We start from the raw sequence: 22,965 nt of genomic DNA on the forward strand, positions 1-22,965 counted from the left end.
TTTTAAACTCCATATCCATAACCATAACCATAACCAACTTTATCACCTGCTGCATTAAGAAGTACGGCCATATTGGGTAAGCGTTTTTCCCTGTAAAGATTTTCCGGAATCTGAAGAATTCTTTTATCAGAATAATTTTCGCGAACAATATAGATACTTAAGTCAGCAAAGTGACTAATTAGTAATGTATCTGTAACCAAGCTCACTGGAGCAGTGTCTACTACAATGTAATCATAGTGTTCTCCTAAATATTCAAACATTTCTTTCACCCTATCATTCATAAGAAGTTCTGCCGGGTTTGGAGGAATTGCGCCAGAAGGAACTACGAAAATAGGATCGTTTTCACCTTGTTCATATATAATGTCTTCAGGCTTAATATCTGAATTCATAATAAAATTAGTAAACCCAAGAGCATCCTTTCCTTTTGGAAAATTAAAGAAATTATGAAATTTCGGATCCCTAAAATCAGTACCTAAATATGCAATCTTTTTTCCCGAAATAGCAAGGGCTTGTGCCAAATTAGATGAAACTAAAGTCTTTCCTTCTCCCGAAATCGTAGATGTAACAAATATAACTTTTCCGGTTTCCTTTTTGATTCCAGCCATTAAAAAACCTAAATTAGTTCGAAGGATCCTAAAGGCTTCTGCTACCGAAGACCTACTATTTCTAGAAACTACAATATTACTTTTCTTCGTTTTTGTTTTTGGAATCGCACCTAAGATTGGCATGGAGAGTACATTCTCAAGGTCTTCTCTCGAATTCACTTTGGTATTAAAAAGATCTAGTAAATAAATCGTTAAAAAGGGTAATGCCAATCCTAAAAAAATAGCACCAAAATAAATCATTCGCTTATTTGGAGAAACGGGATATGACCCTAGTGTAGATGCCTTATCAATGACACGCGCATTGGATAATGTAATGTGACTGGTTATCTCTGCTTCTTCTCTTTTCTGTAACAAATAAAGATATAATTGTTCCTTGATACCTTGCTCTCTCCCTATCGCTGTTAGTTCTTTTTGTCGTAATGGTGCATTATACAATTTTCCGCTAAAGTACTTATCCTGAGTTCTTAGACTATTTAGACTTATATTTATGGAACTTTTTGCACCGTTTAAACTGGCAATTAAACCTTGACGCAAAGAACCTATCTGCTCATCGATGTTAACCACCACTGGATTCTGCTCACTTGAAGATTTCAACAATCTCTTTCTTTGACTTATTAATTGATTATAACGGGCAACAGTTGATGTGATAGAAGGATCGTCAAATCCTAATGTTGAAGGTAGGATATCATATTTTCCATCCTGACTTAACACAAATCGTCTGGTAGATTCTATTTTTCTTAATTGCGTCTCTAATCTATTGATTTCTTGAATATTTCTAGAATCGATATCTGCTACTCTCTGTGTCTGAGCTGAGACGTCATTGGTCAATCCAAATTTAGACTTATAACCTGCCGCTTCATCATCTACTTCTGATAAATCACCAGAAATGAGCTCTAGCCGCTCGTTAATAAACCCTGCAGTTCGTGCAGAAGTTATTTTCTTATTTTCAATAGTAGATTTATTATATTCTTCTACCAAATTATTGATAATATCTTTAGCCTTTTCTTTTACGGGATCATTTAGTGATAACTTCACAATAGAAGACCCTTTACCAATGGTCATAACAGCCAGCTTGTTTCTGTACCTTTGAGCCACTACATTAACAGGCGTTATCTTTATATCAATTACTTTCCCTTTATTGGATTCAATACTTTTTATGTTGGGAGTAATCACAATATCTCCTATACTTGTATTTATTGTTTTACCAAAAGAGTGATCACTAAGCTTTTTATCTTCCTCATCTACAAAAGAAAAAGAAGTATCCGAATTGATGAGAACTCTGAAGTTTTTTGATTTTGTACGTACTATTGAATCAGCAGATAAAAAATTAATCTCTACAAGAGATTTTGGATAATTTTCCACCTCCAAAACCCTGCCCTTTGTAAAATACTGTACGTTTAGTTTCAGATTGTTGACTACATTGGTAAGTAATGTTCTGGATTTGATAATTTGTATCTCATTTTCAATTTTGTTTTTGGAATCATCAAGAAGTCCAAGATCCTTAAATGCAGAAAGTTCGGATTCACTTACACTTTCTTCCTGTGAAATAAGAATAGTTCCCGAAACATTAAACTGTGGAATAGTATATCGTATATGTAAGTATGCTAATGTTCCAAAAATAGATATGCTTAGCAAAAACCAATACCATTTTTTTACATATTTTAGAATTTCTTCTCTAAAATTAAAACTTGGCTTTGTAGTCTTTACAGATGTATTGGAATCCGAATTATTATTAGAAATCATAAATTTTCTATCTTAAAATAAGTGCTAATGCTGCTAGACCTACACTAACTACACTCAAAACAATTCCGATTGTATTATCCCTGCCTTTGGAGCTTTTAACCATAGCTTGATTGGGCTCAACATACAGGACATCATTCTGAGCTAAATAGTAAACCGGTGAGTCAAAAATAGATTTTGAAGTAAGATCAACACGGTGATACGTATTTACTCCGTCGTTTTCTCTTATCACCATCACATTTCCTCTTTTACCCATTATAGTAAGGTCTCCAGCTAATCCAATTGCTTCTATAATTGTTATTCTTTCATTAGGAATAGTAAAAGATCCAGGTCGACTTACTTCACCCACGACAGTAATTTTAAAGTTTTTTAGTCTAACACTTACAATAGGATCTTTAATATAGACTTTCAACCTTTTTTTCAACATATCCTTGACTTCTACCCGAGTTAGTCCTGCAATTTTCAGTTTTCCAATAACCGGAAAATCAATTGTGCCTTCTTCGTCAATAAGGTAGGTAGGTTCTACTCCTCCATTTCCATTAGCCACGACTCCATTTTCTCCGGCTGGAGAAGTTACACTGGCGCCCTGCATTAAATTAAATGGTCTTGCTGCATCCATATCCGTTGCGGAAACCAAAATACTAACGATATCATCTACTTTAAAAACAGGAGTAAATGAGTTTGTTGACTTTATTCTCTCTAAATCTTTAGAATTCTGAAAGTACACCACATCAGTAGGTGTTTTACAAGAAAAAACAAAAGTGGTGATTAATAATAATAGTAAAAATCTGTATGAATGCATATAATAAATGCTTTAGGATATTTAGATAAACACGCAAAAATAGGACAATATTCTTGTTTATTACAACAATTTTAAGAAGAAGACTATACTAGTACTTTCTTAGTATCGTTTTGGGCTTCTTTATTCTTGATATCAATACTTTCGAAAGTAGAATTCTTAGAAATAAATTCTGGAACAATTTCTTTAAGTTTGCTTACAATTTGATCATCCTGATTGAATAAATTCATAATACATAGGTCATCAATTTTATCCATTACTAGTGGGCAATCGGCATCATCAAATTTGCTGATCATAATTTTCTTATGGTATGTTGGCAGGGTATTCTCAGTATCTGCTAATAATTCTTCATACAGTTTTTCTCCGGGTCTTAATCCCGTTATTTCTATATTAATATCATTGGGATAGGTTAGACCAGATAATCTTATCATTTTTTTGGCTAAATCAAATATCTTCACAGATTCACCCATATCGAATATAAAAATCTCACCGCCATTGCCCATTGTACCAGCTTCAATTACAAGTTGTGAAGCCTCTGGTATGGTCATAAAGAAACGAGTTACATCTTTATGAGTAACCGTAAGTGGACCACCTTTATCAATCTGTTTTTTAAATAGCGGAATTACAGAACCATTAGATCCTAAGACATTTCCAAATCTGGTTGTGATAAATTTAGTTTTACTCGTTTTATGCAAACACTTAATATACATTTCGGCTACTCTCTTAGTAGCACCCATTACATTGGTAGGGTTTACCGCTTTATCTGTTGAAACAAAAACGAATTTATCTACTCCAAACTCTGATGACAGATCTGCAAGTTTTCTTGTACCTAAAACGTTTATCTTAATCGCTTCGCAAGGATTATTCTCCATAAGTGGTACATGCTTGTAAGCGGCTGCGTGAAATACCATATTTGGTCTAAATCTTTCAAAGATAGTTTCTATCCTCTGGTGATCTCTAATATCAGCTACAATTGGAGTGAAATTGGTAACTCCTTTACTTAATAACTCCTGCTGTAAATCATATAATGGTGATTCTGCCTGATCCACCAATACCAAGTGCTTATAACTGTAAAAAGATGCTTGTCTTACAATTTCACTTCCGATAGATCCGGCGGCTCCTGTAATCAAAATTACTTTCTCGTGAAGTTCTTTTTTGATATTTTGGTTTTCTAATGCTATCGGAGCCCTATCTAACAAGTCTTCTATCTGGATCTGTTTGATTTGAGATACGTTCAATTTTCCATCGATCCAATCATTTATAGCAGGAATAATCTTAACTTTTACAGATAGCTTCAGCAATTCATCAGAAATTTCAGATAAACGTTGTTTATCTATATGAGGGATTGATACAATTATTTCAGTTATGTTATGTTTTGTAACATAACTTTGTGTAATTGCTTTAGAACGATAGACTGTGATCCCATTGATCGTCTTTCCAACTTTTTGCGGATTATCATCTATAAATCCGAGTACATTTACTGATTTCTGCGAATCGTTGGTAATAGCTGCTAATGTGATCAGACCAGAATCTCCAGCACCATAAATCATTACTCTAGAAGAATCACCTAACTTTGATTTTATATAATGATAGCAATATTTAAATACAAGGCGGCTGGTGGTCAGCGTAATAATATTTAGCAAATAATGAACGCAAATAATCGATACAGGAATATTAAGAAGTTCTGGTATCAATGACAATCTACTTGAAACCATTAAAGCTCCACTTAGGGAAATTAATACGGTAACAGCTAAGAAAAGATTATATGCATCTCTCATCCCAGTATGCCTCACTACTCCTTTATAGGAGCCTACGATTAAGAAACTAATTGCTGCTAAAAGCATCATGACCGGTATTTGGTATACTAAATTTGTATCCTCAAAGTCAAGCGTAATACCAAATCTTACAACATAAGCCAAAAAGAAATTAAAAATAGTGACTGCAATATCAATAGCTAATACAAGCCATTTGGATGCATGCTTGTGTGAATTATTAATTATGTAATCCTTAATCATCTCAAAATGTTTTTAATTACCGATACAATTCTAAATAAATCTTCTTTTTCAAGATTGGACCCGCTTGGTAAGCAAAGTCCTCGATCAAATAGATCATCAGAAATTCCATTGAGGTACGCTCTACAATCTGCAAAAACAGGTTGTCGGTGCATGGGTTTCCATAATGGTCGTGATTCTATGTTTTCTTCTGCAAGTGCTAATCTCAACCCTTCTCGTAGTTCATAAGAAGTGGTCTCTATACAAGTGAGCCACCTGTTAGAATGAAAACCTATTGGCTCATCCAAAAATTTAATTTCCGGAGAGCTACTCAAGTTACTTTTATAAAAATCAAAGTTACTTCGTCTATTATAAACATGCTTATCTAAAACCTCCATCTGTCCTCTTCCGATTCCAGCAATGATATTACTCATACGATAGTTATGGCCAATTTCAGTATGTTCGTAGTGTGGTGCATTATCTCTGGCCTGAGTAGCGAGAAAAATAGCTTTCTCTCTGTGCTCGCTATTTTTTGCTATTAATGCCCCACCACCTGAAGTTGTAATGATTTTATTTCCATTAAACGAAAGTATGGCTATGTCACCAAAAGTACCACACTTAACACCGTGGTACGAGCTACCTAGCGATTCGGCACTGTCTTCTAAAACAGGTATTTTGTATTCTGATGCTATTTTGTGGATGGCATCTACATTGTACGGCATTCCATATAAATGTACAGCGATAATAGCCTTTGGTTTTTTGCCTTTCCCTATTCTATCCTTAATTGCTAACTCCAATTGTTCTGGACAGATATTCCAGGTTTCGACTTCGCTATCTATAAATATAGGCTTTGCTCCTAAATATGTTATAGGATTAGCAGAAGCAGCAAAGGTCATACTCTGGCATAATACCTCGTCCCCTTGTGAAACACCAAGAATTTTAAGTCCTAAGTGCAACGCTGCTGTACCAGAACTTAGTGCAGCTACAAAATTGTCTCCACCCAAATAATTCTCAATATCTTTTTCAAAACTATCTACATTTGGCCCTAACGGCGCAACCCAATTAGTGTCAAAAGCTTGTTTTACATAACTTTCTTCTGTCCCCCCCATATGTGGCGAAGAAAGCCATATTTTTTTAGATTTTACTTCATTCATAATTTTCCCCTTTAATTAATGAACATTAATCTATTCTCACGATGATAACAAAACGGTACCATCGCTAATACTTTTTTCTTTTTTTTAACTTCATAAAATATAAGGAAGAAGGGGGTAGTACTTCCAAAAATTGTATTTTACTCTTACTTGCTTTAACCACCGCTAAAATAGTCTAGTTACTTGTAATTACATCAGAAAATTTCATATTTTAGATGGAATACTAAAAAAAGGCGTTTAACAGCATAGCTACCTATCCATAAACTGTTAGACGAGGGTTTTACCGTAAGAAAAGTATGATCTGTTTAGGTGATTAGAACAAGTAAAAACCTGCAAAAACCTTAGTTTTGTTTAACCTATTACGCCAAAACTATTATTTTTAACGTTTTTTAACTAACACTTACCAAAAACATTGTTGTGATTTCTTACATAATCCTATCTCTACATTCAACACTGCAATTATACCGGTAAAATTTGATAAAATAAGCAGTGAATACCCTACTTTTCCATAGGGCATTCACCCCTCTTAATTTTATTTATAGAGGCAAACTATCTTACCTAATAAAAGATTTAAAAAAAAAGAAGATAATTCTTGATTTATTAAATTAATTAAGTAAAATTTACTTGCTTCAAAATTCAAGGAATTATATAATAGTTATTCCTTATTGGTAGACTCCCTCGAATTTTATATTAATAGTTTTTCATGTTATTTAATTCGTTAGATTTTTTTATTTTTTTACCAATTGTTTTTATCGCGTATTGGTTCTTCTTCCATAAAAACCTAAGACTTCAAAACATTTTTGTGTTGGGAGCAAGTTATCTTTTTTATGGAATGTGGGATTGGCGTTTCTTATTTTTAATTTTAGCAAGTACGATCGTTGATTATTTAGTTGGTCAATATATTCATCATAGTGATTCTAATAAGAAAAGAAAAAGTTGGCTATGGGTTAGTGTACTATTCAACATTGGACTTTTAGGCTTTTTTAAATATTATAATTTCTTTATAGATTCCTGGACAGATCTTTTCTCTTTCTTTGGTTATGAAATACGTGGTTCTTGGACATTACAGATTATACTACCTGTTGGAATATCTTTTTATACGTTTCAGACGATGTCTTATTCTTTAGATATTTATTATAAAAGACTTACTCCTACTAAAGATTTTATCTCGTTTGCAACATTTGTTAGTTTTTTTCCTCAATTGGTTGCGGGTCCAATAGAAAGAGCATCCAACTTACTTTCTCAAATCACTACAAAAAGAACTTTTAATTACAAACAGTGTACAGAAGGATTAAAATTAATCATTTGGGGATTATTTAAAAAAGTAGCTATTGCAGACTCGATCGCCCCTATAGTTGACGATATATTTGCCAATTATGGGAGTTATCCCGCTTCTACTCTACTATTGGGTGTAACTTTATTTAGTTTTCAGGTTTATGGGGATTTTAGCGGCTATTCTGACATTGCAATTGGTACAGCTAAGTTATTTGGAATCGAACTGATGTCCAATTTCAAGTTTCCAAATTTTTCCAGAAATGTAGCAGAATATTGGCAACGTTGGCATGTTTCTTTATCAACATGGTTTAGACATTACGTGTATATTCCTCTTGGAGGAAGTAGAGTTAGTAAATTAAAATCCGTTAGAAACATTGCTATTATCTTTTTGGTAAGTGGTTTTTGGCACGGTGCTAATTGGACGTTTATCGCCTGGGGAGCAATTCATGCACTTTTATACATACCTGTTTTTCTAACAGGGCGTAACCGAATGTATATGAATACCGTAGTTGCAGAAAACAGATGGTTTCCTTCGTTAAAGGAACTTATACAAATACTCTTTACTTTTTTATTGGTAACATTTTCCAGAGTGTTTTTCAGATCAGAATCCATTACGGATGCTTTTGGTTTTTTAGAACAAATATATAGTAATTTTAGTTTTGAAATATATCAGCATCCTTTAGGATATCGCATGATCGATTATTTTGTGTTGTTAGGGATTTTTGTATTGTATGAGTTTAGCATTCGAAGGGATGAGCGGTCCCCTTTTAAGTTTAAATCAAGAATTGTACGGTTTATAGCCTATACTTTAGTAATTTTAGGAATGCTGCTTTTCTTTGATGATACTATTGACAGATCATTTATTTATTTTCAATTTTAAAACATTGTCCTTGACTAAAACAGTTCAAAAATGAAAAAACTTATTCTAAAAAGTGCATTATATGTTTTTCTGGTACTCATTTCATTAGAGCTATTCGTGCGAGTTTTTTATTTAGGAAAAGATACACCCACCAGGATGCTGGATAAATACAAAGTAGAAAAATGGATGCCTAATCAGTGTGGTTTTTCTGTAACAGGAAATAGAAGGCAAAATTTCTCTGAATATCATATAAATAACTCAGGTTACAATTCTTACAGAGAATTTAATCCAACTAAAGATAAAATTGAGATTGCTCTAGTAGGAGATTCATTTATAGAAGGATTTCATCAAAACTATTTTAATTCTATTGGTAAAAAGATAGAGAAATCTATACCAGAAATTGAAGTTTATGAATATGGATATGCAGGATATGACTTTGCTGATCAATTACACCTTATTCATGCATATAAAGAACAGTTTGAAGCGATCGATCATATTGTATTAGGGATCAAGTTTTCTAATGACCTAACAAGAGGAGAATACCAAGTTGTCACTGGTCGGTTAGCGCTAGAATCTCCACTAAATAGACTTCTTAAAAAAAGTAAATTACTGGTTTATTGTAAAAGCATAGGTATTTTAGATCCTCCACAACGGTTATTACACAAAATCAGGAGCCTACTAAAACCTGCTAAGAAAAAACAAGAATTAAACGAAGAAGAATTAGTACGTTTGAAAAAAGAAAAAGAAAATAAATATATAGCTAATTTCAACAGTCTTGTTGAGATCTATGGATACGATAAAGATCGTTTTACCCTTCTTTTAGATTCAAGAATTACTAGTGATGTTTTTTTATCTTATTTAAACAAAAACGACTTCGCTTACATTGATTTTTCAGAATATTTTAGAGAAAGCACACGTGCTACAACTCTAATTTATGATAGACATTGGAACAATCATGGAAGAGATTTGATTGCGAAAGTCGTAACCAAATATTTTAAAGAAATAGAGATAACTAAATAGTAATCAATTTTTTAAAATAACTTTTTGCATTTTAGACTTTCCTACAATTAGGAATATCTTTTCTTTATTAGAAACTTCTAATACTCTTACATTATTAACATTGTCAATACTTGCATAAAGAAAGTCAAAAACAACCCTTCTTAAAGAACCGTTTGTTTCTTTATTATAATCTATTACTGATAAACTCTTGTCATATATAGCGTCTTCCAACGGAGAAATCTGATATTTTTCTGTCATCTCAACCGGAGTATCCTTTCGCTTGGCTTTGTACTCTTTATAGCGAACATAGGCTACTTTATAAATATACTCCTTCAGTTCTGTTTTAAGATATACTATGTTGCCTTTCACAAAAGCGGCAATTGATTTTTTAGGATAAATTACTTGATGTTCAAAATTATAGATGTGATTACACCACTCTCTTTTATAACTGAGGTCACCCATTCCCATCTCGTAAGACGTATGATTATTTTCGATAAGCCAATCAAGTTTTTTATAAATTTCTACACTACCTAGACTAAATTTAGAATAATCAATATCATAGGATGATATTGCACTAAATAGTCTATTCTGAAAATGATGATTTAGAGAAACTATAATGGGTTTATCATTCTCGAAGGCTACAAACATGGAAGCTTTTTTTTCATTGATAAGAGAAAAATACATTTGCTTATAATGATCCCATCTCAAAAGACTCTGACTTACATCATTACGTTGTTTAAATCTTCTAATCAGCATTTTCTTTAAGGAATCCATAAAGAACTCATAGTCCTCTTTCTCAATACCTCCATAGTATGTTTTATAAGAAATGTTGAAGCAGGTCTCTAATCGCTTGATACGCCTTCTGATTCCTTTGGCATTGCTTCTAAAACGATACTTGATATAAGCATCCGCACTAGCAAAACCATCCAGAAAAATTGCGTACCCTTTAAAAAATTGTATTGTTTTTTTAATAACAAAATTATCACTTTTGATAATCGGTTTTATATAATCCGGGATAAAGAAAATAGAATAAATAGTATTTGGATTATCAACTAAGTTACTTTCATAATCAGAGTTAATTAAACGCTCTTCTGCTCCTTCAGAATGCACCTCCGAAAATATTTTTGGTATTGAACATTTTTCAAAAATTTCGAAAAAATAATCTATATTTTCCTTTTTCATCTTTTGTTCAATCTATAAAATGGAAAGAAATAATTTTTCAGGTCTTCATTTTTAATACTTTTATATTCTTCATCTGAAAACAAACATAATTTATCATATACCTGTTGATTTACAACCTTTCTACCTGTACAAAATATTACATCATCATCCTTTGGGAAAAGGGATTTTTTATTCTTATATAATCCGTCTCCATCCTTCATACCACCACCAAGCACGTAATATTTTTTACCATTTTCAATGGCCCATTCTATAACTTTTACTCTTAAAAAATCATTAGGCCGATAACTAAAATACTCAGCGTTAGTACCGCCTAAGAATGCAAAGATTATATCATTATAATTAATGATTAGCTCTACTGAAATAGGTATATCCTTATAATAAGCAATAGCAATAGAAAAATTATCCAGATTTGACAATATGAGATCTTCAAAGTAAGTATTAGAAAAGAAGTAAATACTATCGGCTTTGTTTCTTGTCATCGTATCTACATAAATATCATGAAAGGTTTTAATCACGTGTTTGCTAATCTGTTCTTTGTGGTACACCTTGAAAGTTAGCTTATAGTTAACCGCTTTTCTATAATTATTTCTCACCTTAGGAAGAAACGAATTCCACTGATCCTCAAAATTGTCTAATAAACAACCTTTTACATTGGACAATGTTTTCATGAGAGAACCGGTATAATTATCGTGATTTTCGTTAAGACTAAAACGCACAAATTCTGTTACGATATTATTTTCCTGATACCAGGAATCTACGTATTTCCAAAATTTGGCAAGATCTTCTGATGAAATATGATTATTATATAAAGGACCGCTATAACCATACGGGCTAATAACATCTTTATATGGATACTCCTTATCGTTTATCTTAATTTTTCTTAATATAAATGGCATTAAAATAATAGGGGTTTTATCTTTCTCAAACAAAAAACATCTTAACTCGTCTGTATCTTTCTCAGAATGACGCAAGTGCTCTATAGAATAATAAACATTATTATTCCATTCTTTTTTAAGAAGTGACTTATATTTTAAAACCTCTGAACTATCATCAAGATCCTTTATTAATATTTTGTAGTTTCCCTCCAATGCTAATGTATTAATATGAATGATTCTTTTTATTGATTGTTTTTTATTTATTTTTCACAGTAGTTTGCGCAAAGTAAGTATGTATTTTACTGGCTAATACATTTGACAACCATATAATTCTACCACAATGTTCTACGTGCCAAACAGCTTTTCCTTCAAAAATATTACCAGCTAATAATGGTCCTATAATATGTAAATTATCTGATGCTTCTAAGGATTCGTTAACTTCAAAACCTATTTTTGATTCATTAGGAACACAAAGTTTCTTTTCTATAGTTTTCTTCAATAATATTGGAACATCGGGTGCGGTAAAATTTGTACTCCCAATACAGTTAAAAACTACTTGGACTGTATCCGCAGAAATTTTATTCTCACCGGATTTAGTATCCAGATATTCGAGAAAATAAGTGTCTTCAGAGTTTTTCTTAATAGTTATAAACCTCCCTGCGATGTGGGTAAAGCGATTTACTTTTTTTAAGGCTTCTATTGTTTTAGAATAGTGATATCCAGCGCAACGTTGTCTTCGTCCTATATCATTACCGTATAAACAAGCAAACTTTTTAAGTTCTTCTTGATCTAGTTTTTTTAATAATGACCCAAATGCTTTTGAAATAATATTCACAGTAGAAGCTGCACCTAAATGAATTTCGTCAGCTACATCTAAATCCCTGTAAGTCGCATCTGCTATTTGTTTAGCAGTTAAACTTTCGTGAGTTACAAGTCTTAGTAAATTTTTGGGAGAATATTTCTTTTTCCTTTGTTCGTCCACAATTGAATCTGGCGATAATCCTTGTGTAGAAATTAGTGTAAACTTATTTATTTTAGATTGTAAACGTTTGTGATCATTGAGCTTGTATAACATCTCTAACCCGCTTGCATTTGCCCCAACGATTAAAGCATTTATTTGTTTTTCTGGCTTATCGTCTAAAAATGTCTCCAGTTTATTTAATACTTCCTTCAAACAAGGCTTATACGGATTATTAATGAAAAACAAATTTTCATCGATAATTAGGTCATTTTTTTTCCATAAGTGTCTCGTTGGAAGAGAGCCAACAGAAAGAATAACTTTCTTGGAAATAACTTTATGATCGTTGTTCAGAGCTATTGCGAAATTATCACCTCTTTTATCTAAATCGATTACTTCAGAATTAATGTAATTTACAGTTACACTACCTTTTTCCTGAGCTTCATTGATATACGACTTAGCTTTTTCTTCAATATAACAACCAAAAAACCGACGAGGAATAAAAAGATCTTCCCATTCGTTATTTCGAATGTTGTTCTCATGTTTAGAAAGCCATTCTAAGGATAATGCTCCTCCATCTAATCTAAATTCATCTAACAACCATTTTTTGTTAATATTAAGCCAATTAATAAATTTACCCAATTCTGGCTCTGGCAGGAAATTCTTTAAAGATGTAATTAAAAGAACAGAAAATCCTGATCTTTCTCCATATGGTATTCCTGTATAATACTCAGTGTATTTATCAATAATGGTTAGTGATATTTTCTTGTCAATCGGGTTGGTTTTTAATTGTTCAAGAAAATATAAAATAGTAAATGAAGAAGAGATACCTGACCCAATAAAGGTGATATCTGTGTGGTTAGTTTCAAAATCCATAAACTATGGTTTATTTGTTTTTATTACGCGAGCCGGATTACCAACTACTGTAGTGTATTCTGGAACATCTTTAATAATAACTGTTCCTGCCCCTATTAATGTTTCTTTTCCTATTTCTTTAACCCCTGTCATTGCGGTGACGCCCATACCGATATATGCATTTTTCCTGATATTGATTAAAGCTCCGATATTAACGCCCGAAGACATAAACACTCCGTCTTCTAAATTTACATGATGTGCAATCGTACTATCCATATTGATCATAATATAATTACCAATTGTTGTGTGTGGCATCACGATATTACCTGCCAGCATATAAACGGCTTCACCAATGGTAACATCTGGGGCAATCGATACCGTATTGTGTATGAACCCAGGTATACCATATCCTTCTTTTTTTAAGGTGGATAAATATGTAACGCGTACAGCATTTACTCCGATTGGACAATATACATCTTGTATTTTATTCTTAAACTCTTTTAAGAATAAGTCTTCATATTTACCAATAACAGGTATATGGATTACTTCTTTACCCACAAGCTCTGGATTATCATCTATAAAACCGATGATATTAACTCCAGCTTCCTTAAGATACGAAGCATATACTTGTCCTTGCGTTCCTGCACCAATTATTACAGCATTTTTCACTTTTACAATCTTGTTTTATTTATTTTTATTTTACTAGGTTAATTATTACCGGTAAAAGTAGGCATATTAACTTTTTCATCGCTATTAATATCTTCTTTGAACAGTACTTTTTTTATGGTCATCATAATAATTTTTACATCCAGTTTAAAACTTACATTTTGTGTATACCATACATCAAGTTTAAACTTTTCATCCCAAGAGATCGCATTTCGCCCATTTACCTGCGCCCATCCGGTAATTCCTGGTCTTACATCATGTCGCTTGCGTTGAGTATCATTATACAATGGTAAATATTTTATTAATAGCGGTCTAGGGCCAATTAAACTCATATCCCCTTTTATTACATTGAAAAGCTGTGGAATTTCATCTAATGAATACTTTCTGATAAAACTACCTGTTTTTGTTATTCGTTTTTCAAAAGGTAGTAGTTCTCCATGTTCGTCTTTTTTATCACTCATACTTTTGAACTTGATAATTTTAAAAACCCTTTCATTTTTGCCTGGTCTGGGCTGAAAAAAGAATGGTTTCCCTCGATTTGCAAAAGCCAATAGCATCATAAGCACTATTATTATGGGTGATAAAACGATGACACCTACAAAACAAAGCACTACATCCAAAAAACGTTTCATAAATGATTTATACATATCCTTATTGTTTTCATAAAAATCCAATCATAACCTGTTATATTGATGATTACAATTTCCTCCATTTGTTTATAAAATGATATTCCGATAAATAACTGAATCGATTATCATCTATCTTACTATGATAAAAATCAGTAAATCGAGGTCAAAGTTACTTTACTGCTTTAATTCTGATTGAATGCTTTTTATTAAATCACCTACATTGTTCATATTCATCAAATCCATTAATTTAAACTTAATACTGAAGGTTTTCTCTACTTCTGTAATAATCATCATATGTGTGATGGATTCCCATCCGTCCACATCATTTGCAGTGGTCTCATCAGAAAGTTCAAAGTTTTCATGCTCTAATACTGAAATGAATGCTGTTCGTACTTTAGATAAAATTTCTTCTTTATTCATTAATTGGTAATTTTTGGTTGCTTAGTTTATATTAAAATATTTCTTTAATTCCTTTCTATCAATTTTTCCATTAATACTATGAGGAAACTCTTTTATAAATCGCACGTGCATCGGAATCATATAATTTGGCATCACCGTTTTCATATGATCAAATATATATGCTGTATCAAACTCATCAGATTCGATAGCCAAACCTAACTCCGCATTACCCAATTTATTAGTTATATCTAGTGCGACCATATTCACTTTCTTATCTGATTTGGATTTTGCGTGAAATTCAATTTCAGCTAGTTCTACTCTATATCCTCTTATTTTTACCTGAAAATCTGCTCTTCCTACATATAAGAAATCACCTTCTTCGTCCTTTACACAAAGATCTCCTGTTTTATAATACCTAACCTTTGTTCCATTTTCTTCTTTGATGAAAAAACTTTGAGCATTTCGTTCTTCATTTTTCCAATACCCAGGTGTTATTTGAGGGCCTCCTAAACATAACTCGCCTGTTTCACCGATAGCAACTTCTTCATTCTTTTCATTTACCACCAGATATAGTGTGTCTTTATGTGGTGTCCCAATAGCAATGATACCATTATGAGACTTGGCATCTGTTTCTTTATGATATGGATAAAATCCACTGTATACTGTAAACTCAGTAGGCCCATAATAATTGAATATTTTACAATTCGGAATGCAGTCACTCCATTCCTTTGCAATATCCTTATGTAACGCTCCACCACCAAAACTACAATACCTCACATCTGGAGCCTTTATTTCTCTAAAATACGGCCTCAAATAATTTATAATGGATGGCACCATTGTAAGCACTGTTAGTTTCTCCTCATTAATTAGTTTAAAAATATAGAAATACTTTATTGCTCCTTTAGGAATAGTGTACATACACGATCCAGATAGCAAAGGAAACAAGTACGTAACAACCGAGAAATCAAAGGTAAGCTCAAACATTTGTAAACATCGATCTGATGGTATCAGATTGAATGTTGGTTCCGCATCAATAGCATCAACCAACGCCTGTAGATTATCAAATGTAATGGGGACACCTTTTGGCAAACCTGTGGTGCCAGATGTAAACAATATGTATGCTAACTGGTCACCAAAGAGTTCTTTAGGAACTAAATTGATCTCAGTATTCGGTAAATTTTTAGAAGCAATTACTTTATAATCCTTATATATAGAACTTTCTGAAGAATCTATAACATACTTCGCTTCTGTGAGTTCAAAAACTTTACTATTCCTTTCTAATGGAACTTCTGGATTTACTGGAACATAAGCTTTTCCTTCTAGCCACAGTGCAATCATACTGGCATAGGTTTGTATGTCATCATTAGTTACCAAACCAATAAGCTTTTCTGAATCCTCTACAGTATCGGCAATTGCAGTCCTTATTTTAGAAATTTCTTCAGCAAGCTCCTTGTAAGTATAGAACGTACCATTCGTACATAATACATTATTGGCTGAGTTCTTTTCTATCGATTTCTGTAGTCTTTTTACAAATTCCATTTGTGGTTGATTATGCAATTGGTTTAATAAAAGTGGCCATCACGGTTTAACATCATAAAATTCTCAGAATCTATCGCTGTATCATTATGAGCCAACCCTTTTTTTATTACTTTATGTGTGAAAATTGTTTGGTATCTTTTAGTTATATTATCAGATAATTTGGTATCATCCGTAAATAAGAACGTTGTTTTCTGTTTAATAAAGTTTTCCATTAACGCATCTACACACATATTATAGTTCTTCTCATCTTCTACTAAAAAATACTTAACATTAAACTCATTATAATTAATGACATACGATAAAAACCCAATGATTCTGTTTTCCTTTAATATTTTTAGATTATGAATATAAATATTATTACTGATACCTGTTTGTAATGATATATGAGGATGTTTTTTAGGAACCGGAGTCTGCAAATATTGACTGGCATCTATTTGCCAATTTACATACTCTCTGGTCTTATAAATCAAGTCACTACCACAAAGAGGTTTAATAAATCCCCAAGTATCTATATCTATCTGATTTACAAATTCATAAGAAAGCACCTTTACATTATTCTTCATTTTAGATGAATTAAGCATTCTCATAATTGCACCGACAAAACTATCAATTCGATCGAGTATAAATTTAAAGGACTTTAAAAATTTAAATCTTCCGATTAGCATAGAAGCATCCAGACTAAAGAATATGGTATGTCTTAATCTTTCTGCTATTACCTTGAAAGGTTGTTTTTCATAAAACGTATTTACATTCTCTGCATACGATTTAATCACTATTTGTTTTCCTGTTAGATTTATAGCTTCATTATAAATGTAAGTTCCTAATACGGTGTCTTTATATGATTTATGTACCCACCAGGATATCATCCAGTATACTTTCTTTGGTTTATCGTCTTTTACGTTTAATAAATCCGGAAACATAAAAATAAACGAAATTATTTTCTCTCCTTCATATCCTATTACACCACAATAATCATCATCGTTGACTCTGTTATTGGCAATTAGCCACAATGCTTTACTCTTTGGTAATGGTGCGAGATCACTTTTCCAATACGTATTTTTATCAATAGCTTCCCTCAGCATTTTTTTCGTTAAGCCTATTATCTGTATATCTTTACTCATTCTCTTCTGACTACAATAAAATTAATTAGTTAGTACCATTAAACCATTCTGATGTCAATTCATTGGATAAGTTAACATCTTCTTTTTTTAAAACCTTTTTTAAGGTAAGACCTAATATTTTTAAATCTAATAAAAAACTATAATGCTCCACATACCACACATCATATTCAAATTTCTTTTTCCAGGTGATTGAATTTCTACCATTTACCTGAGCCCAACCGGTAATTCCCGGTTTCACATCGTGCCGTTTTTTCTGAGTTTCGTTATAAACTGGTAGGTATTGACTAATTAAAGGTCTTGGACCTATTAGCGACATATCTCCTTTTACTACATTAATCAGTTGGGGAATTTCATCTAATGAAGTTTTTCTTACGAACGTTCCAACTCTTGTCATTCGATCTTTATCAGGTAACAGATTACCATCCTTACCCTTTAAATCGTTCATTGTTTTAAACTTGATAATACTGAATATTTTTTCGGATTTACCTGGTCTTTTCTGAACAAAAAATGGTTTCCCTTTATTGGCTATCGCCAGAAAAGTAATAAGCAACAGAACTATAGGTAAACTGACAAAAAGCAAAACTAAAGCAACGCTGAAATCAAAAACCCGTTTAAAAAAATATTTATACACCTTATTTTCTAGTTTAAAAATGACTACACTCAGACCCACGGAATAAATTACATGTGATACTTTTTTACATAAAAAACGGGGGAAATACAGTAGAATAACGATTTTTATCTGTCAAGGGGAATGCAGTAATCATCATATCTATAATTCTATCTTAGAATCGGTGGCAAATATACAATCTATATTTTACTTTTTTAACTAAATTTAACTACTTTTTAAATAAAAATAAAAAGTGTTTACAGTTCAATTTTTCTATTGTTTACAACGCAACCTCGTTAATAATTGCTCTTTGTTTACCAGAATCCAATAAAGGTATTTCTGAGACATACTCCAGTTCGATAATTGCATCTTCTCCCAGATACCCTTTAAACTCATCCACAAACTCTTTCTCTTTTTCAAAAGTGCTATTTTCTAGTTTTAGTTTAAATAGATATTCCATGTTAGTTTTTTGGATGATTTGTCGCTGTTTTACTTCTTTGTATTTATTAATAACCAAAAGGATGCTCGTAGATAATATCTCTCCAGAGGTATTATGTATCATATCCATCTTTCGACCTTCAACCTTGGTAAGAACAAGTTTTGACTGGTCTTTTTCCTTAACATAATTCAGAATTCCAATATCACCGGTATCGTATCGAATCATTGGCGTATTGTAGTTGAATAAATCCGTAATTACTATTCTTCCCAATGTTCCAGGTTCTACACTGTTATCGCTGGTAAAACTTAAGATCTCTACATAATAACTAGCCCAATTAATTTCAAAATATTCTTTACCCATTGGTTGCTGAGCAATCATTCCATTCTCAGCATTAGAATATCTGGACACCATATCCACATCAAAATATTTCTTCATAGACGCCTTTGTTGATGGATCTAAATGTTCAGACATACCTATTACTGATTTTAGTTTACAATCAACAGGGGCAGCATTTTCAGTATCTAAGTATTTACAAATTTTATCAAATGAAGAAGCATACCCAAGCATTCCCTTATTAGATGTATCATTTTTCAAAATAACTAGTAAATCTTTAATTGATTCGTGAGATAAATCAAATACATCGATTGGAGTTATGTTCTGAAAAAAAGATTCTAATTTGTTTTTCTTTTTGAACATATTCCAAAAACGTAAATAAAATAACCTATATCCTAAATAAAATCCACACAACTCGGAAAAGTAAATGATGTCTGCGGTATTTCTAGCCTTCTTATTGATATCTTGGTAAACTGTAAAAGAAGCTCCTGTGGATCCACTAGTAGATACCCCAATTTTCTTTTTATTTCTATATTTCAACGATTCGAATTTTTCGTAAGATGATTTAACTATTTCTTTATTAACTACCGGAAAGTTTTGAAGGTTCGAAGAATCAATACCTTTATAAAAAGTCGATGCCTCTACCGAATGCGTAAGTACCGCATCTAAATATTCTTTTTGTTTACTGATGGAAGCATTATGATTGGTATTTTCTAAGAGGTTTTTAATATCTCTGTAATGCTTCTTTACTTTACTTCCTGTTATAAAATCTAACGTCCAAAAAGAAATATACCTTATTTTCTCACTAACTTTCATACACTCTACTAACGCTCATTCTATAATTTCCAGAATCATCAATACATAATAGCATCCATGAAATATGAACGTAATAGCGCTACATATCTTTGGGATAGATATGTGGAACCTAAATAATTATGACGATGTTACTTTTGTTTTGGTTAAAATAAAAAAATGTTTTTTAAAATCAGACGAAATAAATAACATTTATAATTGTTGATACTCTTCTAGAATAGCATTCCAAACGAATTTTCTTTCGTATTTCTCACAAATCATCTTCCTTGCTTTTAACGATAACTGATTACAATATTGACTATCAGAAATAAATTTTTTCATAGCTTGATAAAGAGCTTCCGAGCTTTTAACTGGTATTATAGTACCATTAACTCCTTCTGCAATAATCTCATTACATCCATTTATATCCGTTACAATACTTGGCAATCCCATAGAACCAGCCTGCATTACCACATTAGGAAAACCCTCGCGATAACTAGGAAAAGTTAAAGCATCTGATATTGCAAAAAATGGTCTTACATCCTTTTGCCAACCGACTGAAATAATATTTGGATTATTGTCAATTTCACTTTCAGTCTTAGGTAATAAAGGATCCAGCTCCCTTTCATAAGTACCTACTAATAAAAGTTTTGTGTTCTTATACTTATTATTTAATAGTTTAAATGAAGCTATTAATTCGTTGATCCCTTTATCCTTTACGAATCGCCCTACAAATACAAAAACAAAATCTTCTTTATTAATTTTTAATTCTTCTTTTAATCTGGTATGATCTTGTTTTGAATACTGTGAAGGATCAAAATATGAGGTGTCTATTCCATTAGAGCTACCATTAGCGATAACCCTTAACTTTTTAGGGCTGGTATATTTATTTTCTAAAATAATATCGTTAAGACCAAAAGAATTAGGATAAATCATTGTTGCGCAAGCATATGTTACCTTCTCTACAGTATCTAATAACGCTCTTTTTGCTCCAGTAGCTTCTAACAAAGGTAAACCTGCTATTGTATGAAGTCTGTGCGGGACTCGTGCAAATTTTGCTGCTATCATTGATAACGTACCCGCTTTAGGAGTATGACTATGAACAATAGTAGGCTTTTCTTTTCTAAAAACTTTATATAATCGGTAAACAGCTTTAAGATCCTGTACCGGTGTTATTTTACGAGTCATTTCTACAGGAATTACTTTCACCTCCTCTTGTTTGGCAACTCTATCTAAAATAGTTTCTTCTTTACTAGACACACCTATTACCTCATAATACTGTGACATAAATTTTAACTGTCCCTGAAGTAATCCTCCCAAAGATCTTGGAACAGTTGTGACTCGAATAATCTTACCCCTATTTTTCACTTTATAGAATAAAAATGTATATTTTGCATGCAAATATATAGATATACCTACTCATTAATATTTTTATTTTAATTCTTTTTTTAACATATTTTATTCAATATATTAGTTCCTTTATAAAATAGGACTACATGATCAGGAATTTAAACCACACTTAAATGTAAGAAAAAACTTATAAATGATTTAAGATCTTCGATAATTTCGGGGGAATAAAGCCACAAATTAATGACTCATACTCCACACTCCATTACTTACCTAGTATTATATAACTTTAAATTAAGTTTTGGGTAATTTTTATTTTGTTTACGGTAAAACCATATGGTATTAAATGTTTATGTATCAATAAATTATGCTTCATGAATTTTAACATTTTTTTTTCGACATAATACACAATAGTATCGATGAAGTTCCGTTAATTATGAAATTGAAAACTAAAAATATCCCCATCCAAATGAAAAAATCGCCCTATTTTTTATTGATTTTAATGACAGTGTTCTATTATTCTTGTAGCACTGAAAGTATTGAAGAAATTATTGCTGAAGAAGAGGAAGTTATTGAAGAAGATGATGACATTGAAGAGGAAGAAGATACAGACATAACTTCTGATAACCCTTGTGACTTTGACCTCTCTTCTATTGTTGCAAATTCGACAGTTACAATTGATTGTTTAATGGACTTAGAAGGAAAAACGATTAATTTACCCGCTAATGTCAATTTTGATTTTGAAGGTGGGGATATATTTAATGGTACATTGATATTCTCTGGTGGAACTATTGATGGTAGACTCTTAAATCACGATTTAGATACGCAAGGAGAAGTACTACTTAAGAATACTACTTTTAGATTTGTAGCATCCAGATGGGAAAATATTGTACAAGGACAGACCTCCTCTGAAATTGCCTTAAAAAACACGGCCGAGTTTGAGAAACTAATGTTTCGTATTAAAGAAATGGGGGGAACTACGTTTACAACGAATGTTTTTGATGCATTTTTTGAAACTACCAAGGTTACAAGTACAACATCTAATCAAAATTTTTATGCGTCTGTAGAGGCTATAAATGTACCATCTAATTTTCATTTAAAAATGTCTGACAATACTAAACTACGTCAATTTCCTGCAGCATCCGGTATAGAGAATGGTGCTGTTATTGCTGTGAGAGATTCAGACAATGTAACCATCTCTGGAGGTTTCATCATCGGAGATAGAAATCAAAGGATTTATTCTCCTCAGGATGTTGGTTTGGAGGGAACACACCTTATGCATATACATTCGGGAAGAAATGTTACTATTGATGGTGTACAATTTGTAGAAGGTTCTAAAGGCGCTATTGCTATTTATTCATTAGGTTTTTCTTTTAACCCAGGTTATAAACCTACTACTAATGTAAAAGTCATCAATTGTACATTTAAAGATATTAGGAGAATGGGAATTGCTCTTACAGATGGTCGAGATATTCTAATAGAGGGAAATACATTTACTAATATAGGTCAACCAATGTCAGGATCTGATGGAGGAGAAGTTGGTTATGCTATAAATATTGAGGCATTTAGAACCAGGGATAGTAATGGAGTTCTTATGGAAAATGAATTAGCTTTTGATATCCTTATTGCTAGAAATACCGAAGTTAACAGTAGAGTTGGTTTTACCGCTGCAACTATAGGACAAAAAATAACTATCGATGATAACGATATAGAAACAAGATGTATTTTATCTCTTGCTAACGAAACTAAAATTATTAATAACAGATTTAATGCATCTGCTGCTGCTGGAGAAACTTTTGCAATA

At 32.0% G+C, this 22,965-nt stretch carries 17 protein-coding genes and 1 pseudogene; 3 read left to right on the forward strand and 15 right to left on the reverse strand.

Going from position 1 to position 22,965, the window contains the following annotated elements:
- Nucleotides 1-2: 2 nt before the first annotated feature.
- The 4 genes from ACWGOQ_RS09715 to ACWGOQ_RS09730 all read right to left on the reverse strand — a co-directional run bounded on the left by ACWGOQ_RS09715 (nt 3) and on the right by ACWGOQ_RS09730 (nt 6,289).
- Entirely contained in the window at nt 3-2,348 is a 2,346-nt protein-coding gene (locus ACWGOQ_RS09715; RefSeq protein ID WP_452057752.1) for a GumC family protein, read from the reverse strand.
- Between the two features lie 7 nt (nt 2,349-2,355).
- Nucleotides 2,356-3,147: a polysaccharide biosynthesis/export family protein gene (locus ACWGOQ_RS09720; RefSeq protein WP_452057753.1), complete on the reverse strand. Its 792-nt coding sequence runs from the start codon at nt 3,145-3,147 to the stop codon at nt 2,356-2,358.
- 83 nt (nt 3,148-3,230) lie between these two features.
- Nucleotides 3,231-5,159: a polysaccharide biosynthesis protein gene (locus tag ACWGOQ_RS09725; RefSeq protein WP_452057754.1), complete on the reverse strand. Its 1,929-nt coding sequence runs from the start codon at nt 5,157-5,159 to the stop codon at nt 3,231-3,233.
- Nucleotides 5,156-6,289 (reverse strand): DegT/DnrJ/EryC1/StrS family aminotransferase, encoded by a 1,134-nt coding sequence (locus tag ACWGOQ_RS09730; RefSeq protein WP_452057755.1) that lies wholly within the window; start codon nt 6,287-6,289, stop codon nt 5,156-5,158. The genes ACWGOQ_RS09725 and ACWGOQ_RS09730 overlap by 4 nt, the downstream gene beginning before the upstream one ends.
- Nucleotides 6,290-6,989: 700 nt before the next feature.
- Here ACWGOQ_RS09730 and ACWGOQ_RS09735 point away from each other — a divergent pair.
- Together ACWGOQ_RS09735 and ACWGOQ_RS09740 are read left to right on the forward strand one after the other, a co-directional pair.
- Complete coding sequence (locus ACWGOQ_RS09735; protein ID WP_452057756.1) at nt 6,990-8,441, forward strand: MBOAT family O-acyltransferase; 1,452 nt, start codon at nt 6,990-6,992, stop codon at nt 8,439-8,441.
- A gap of 30 nt (nt 8,442-8,471) precedes the next feature.
- A complete protein-coding gene (locus ACWGOQ_RS09740) occupies nt 8,472-9,440 on the forward strand; it encodes a hypothetical protein (RefSeq protein ID WP_452057757.1) in 969 nt (322 codons plus the stop codon).
- Nucleotides 9,441-9,443: 3 nt separating this feature from the next.
- On the opposite strand, the gene ACWGOQ_RS09745 is transcribed toward ACWGOQ_RS09740, so the two are convergent.
- The 11 genes from ACWGOQ_RS09745 to ACWGOQ_RS09795 all read right to left on the reverse strand — a co-directional run bounded on the left by ACWGOQ_RS09745 (nt 9,444) and on the right by ACWGOQ_RS09795 (nt 21,182).
- Nucleotides 9,444-10,601, reverse strand: coding sequence for a GNAT family N-acetyltransferase (locus ACWGOQ_RS09745; RefSeq protein WP_452057758.1), 1,158 nt, complete (start codon nt 10,599-10,601; stop codon nt 9,444-9,446).
- On the reverse strand, nt 10,598-11,689 hold the full coding sequence (locus tag ACWGOQ_RS09750) for a GNAT family N-acetyltransferase (protein ID WP_452057759.1): 1,092 nt from the start codon (nt 11,687-11,689) through the stop codon (nt 10,598-10,600). The genes ACWGOQ_RS09745 and ACWGOQ_RS09750 overlap by 4 nt, the downstream gene beginning before the upstream one ends.
- A gap of 43 nt (nt 11,690-11,732) precedes the next feature.
- Nucleotides 11,733-13,310, reverse strand: coding sequence for an FAD/NAD(P)-binding protein (locus ACWGOQ_RS09755; protein WP_452057760.1), 1,578 nt, complete (start codon nt 13,308-13,310; stop codon nt 11,733-11,735).
- A gap of 3 nt (nt 13,311-13,313) precedes the next feature.
- Nucleotides 13,314-13,958: a NeuD/PglB/VioB family sugar acetyltransferase gene (locus ACWGOQ_RS09760; RefSeq protein WP_452057761.1), complete on the reverse strand. Its 645-nt coding sequence runs from the start codon at nt 13,956-13,958 to the stop codon at nt 13,314-13,316.
- Between the two features lie 38 nt (nt 13,959-13,996).
- Entirely contained in the window at nt 13,997-14,602 is a 606-nt protein-coding gene (locus ACWGOQ_RS09765) for a sugar transferase (protein ID WP_452057762.1), read from the reverse strand.
- Nucleotides 14,603-14,758: 156 nt separating this feature from the next.
- Nucleotides 14,759-15,004 (reverse strand): acyl carrier protein, encoded by a 246-nt coding sequence (locus ACWGOQ_RS09770; RefSeq protein WP_452057763.1) that lies wholly within the window; start codon nt 15,002-15,004, stop codon nt 14,759-14,761.
- A 21-nt stretch (nt 15,005-15,025) separates the two neighbouring features.
- Entirely contained in the window at nt 15,026-16,522 is a 1,497-nt protein-coding gene (locus ACWGOQ_RS09775; RefSeq protein ID WP_452057764.1) for an AMP-binding protein, read from the reverse strand.
- A gap of 23 nt (nt 16,523-16,545) precedes the next feature.
- Entirely contained in the window at nt 16,546-17,643 is a 1,098-nt protein-coding gene (locus ACWGOQ_RS09780) for a hypothetical protein (protein WP_452057765.1), read from the reverse strand.
- A gap of 25 nt (nt 17,644-17,668) precedes the next feature.
- Nucleotides 17,669-18,274, reverse strand: a complete 606-nt coding sequence (locus tag ACWGOQ_RS09785) for a sugar transferase (protein WP_452057766.1) — start codon at nt 18,272-18,274, stop codon at nt 17,669-17,671.
- 256 nt (nt 18,275-18,530) lie between these two features.
- Nucleotides 18,531-19,838 (reverse strand): phenylacetate--CoA ligase family protein, encoded by a 1,308-nt coding sequence (locus ACWGOQ_RS09790; protein WP_452057767.1) that lies wholly within the window; start codon nt 19,836-19,838, stop codon nt 18,531-18,533.
- A 189-nt stretch (nt 19,839-20,027) separates the two neighbouring features.
- The gene (locus tag ACWGOQ_RS09795; RefSeq protein WP_452057768.1) at nt 20,028-21,182 is read right to left on the reverse strand and encodes a glycosyltransferase family 4 protein; all 1,155 of its coding nucleotides are present in this window, start codon (nt 21,180-21,182) and stop codon (nt 20,028-20,030) included.
- Between the two features lie 448 nt (nt 21,183-21,630).
- On the opposite strand from ACWGOQ_RS09795, the pseudogene ACWGOQ_RS09800 reads away from it, so the two are divergent.
- Nucleotides 21,631-22,965, forward strand: a pseudogene (locus ACWGOQ_RS09800) (hypothetical protein); the annotation flags it as partial.

It is taken from the genome of Aquimarina ulvae, assembly GCF_053613295.3.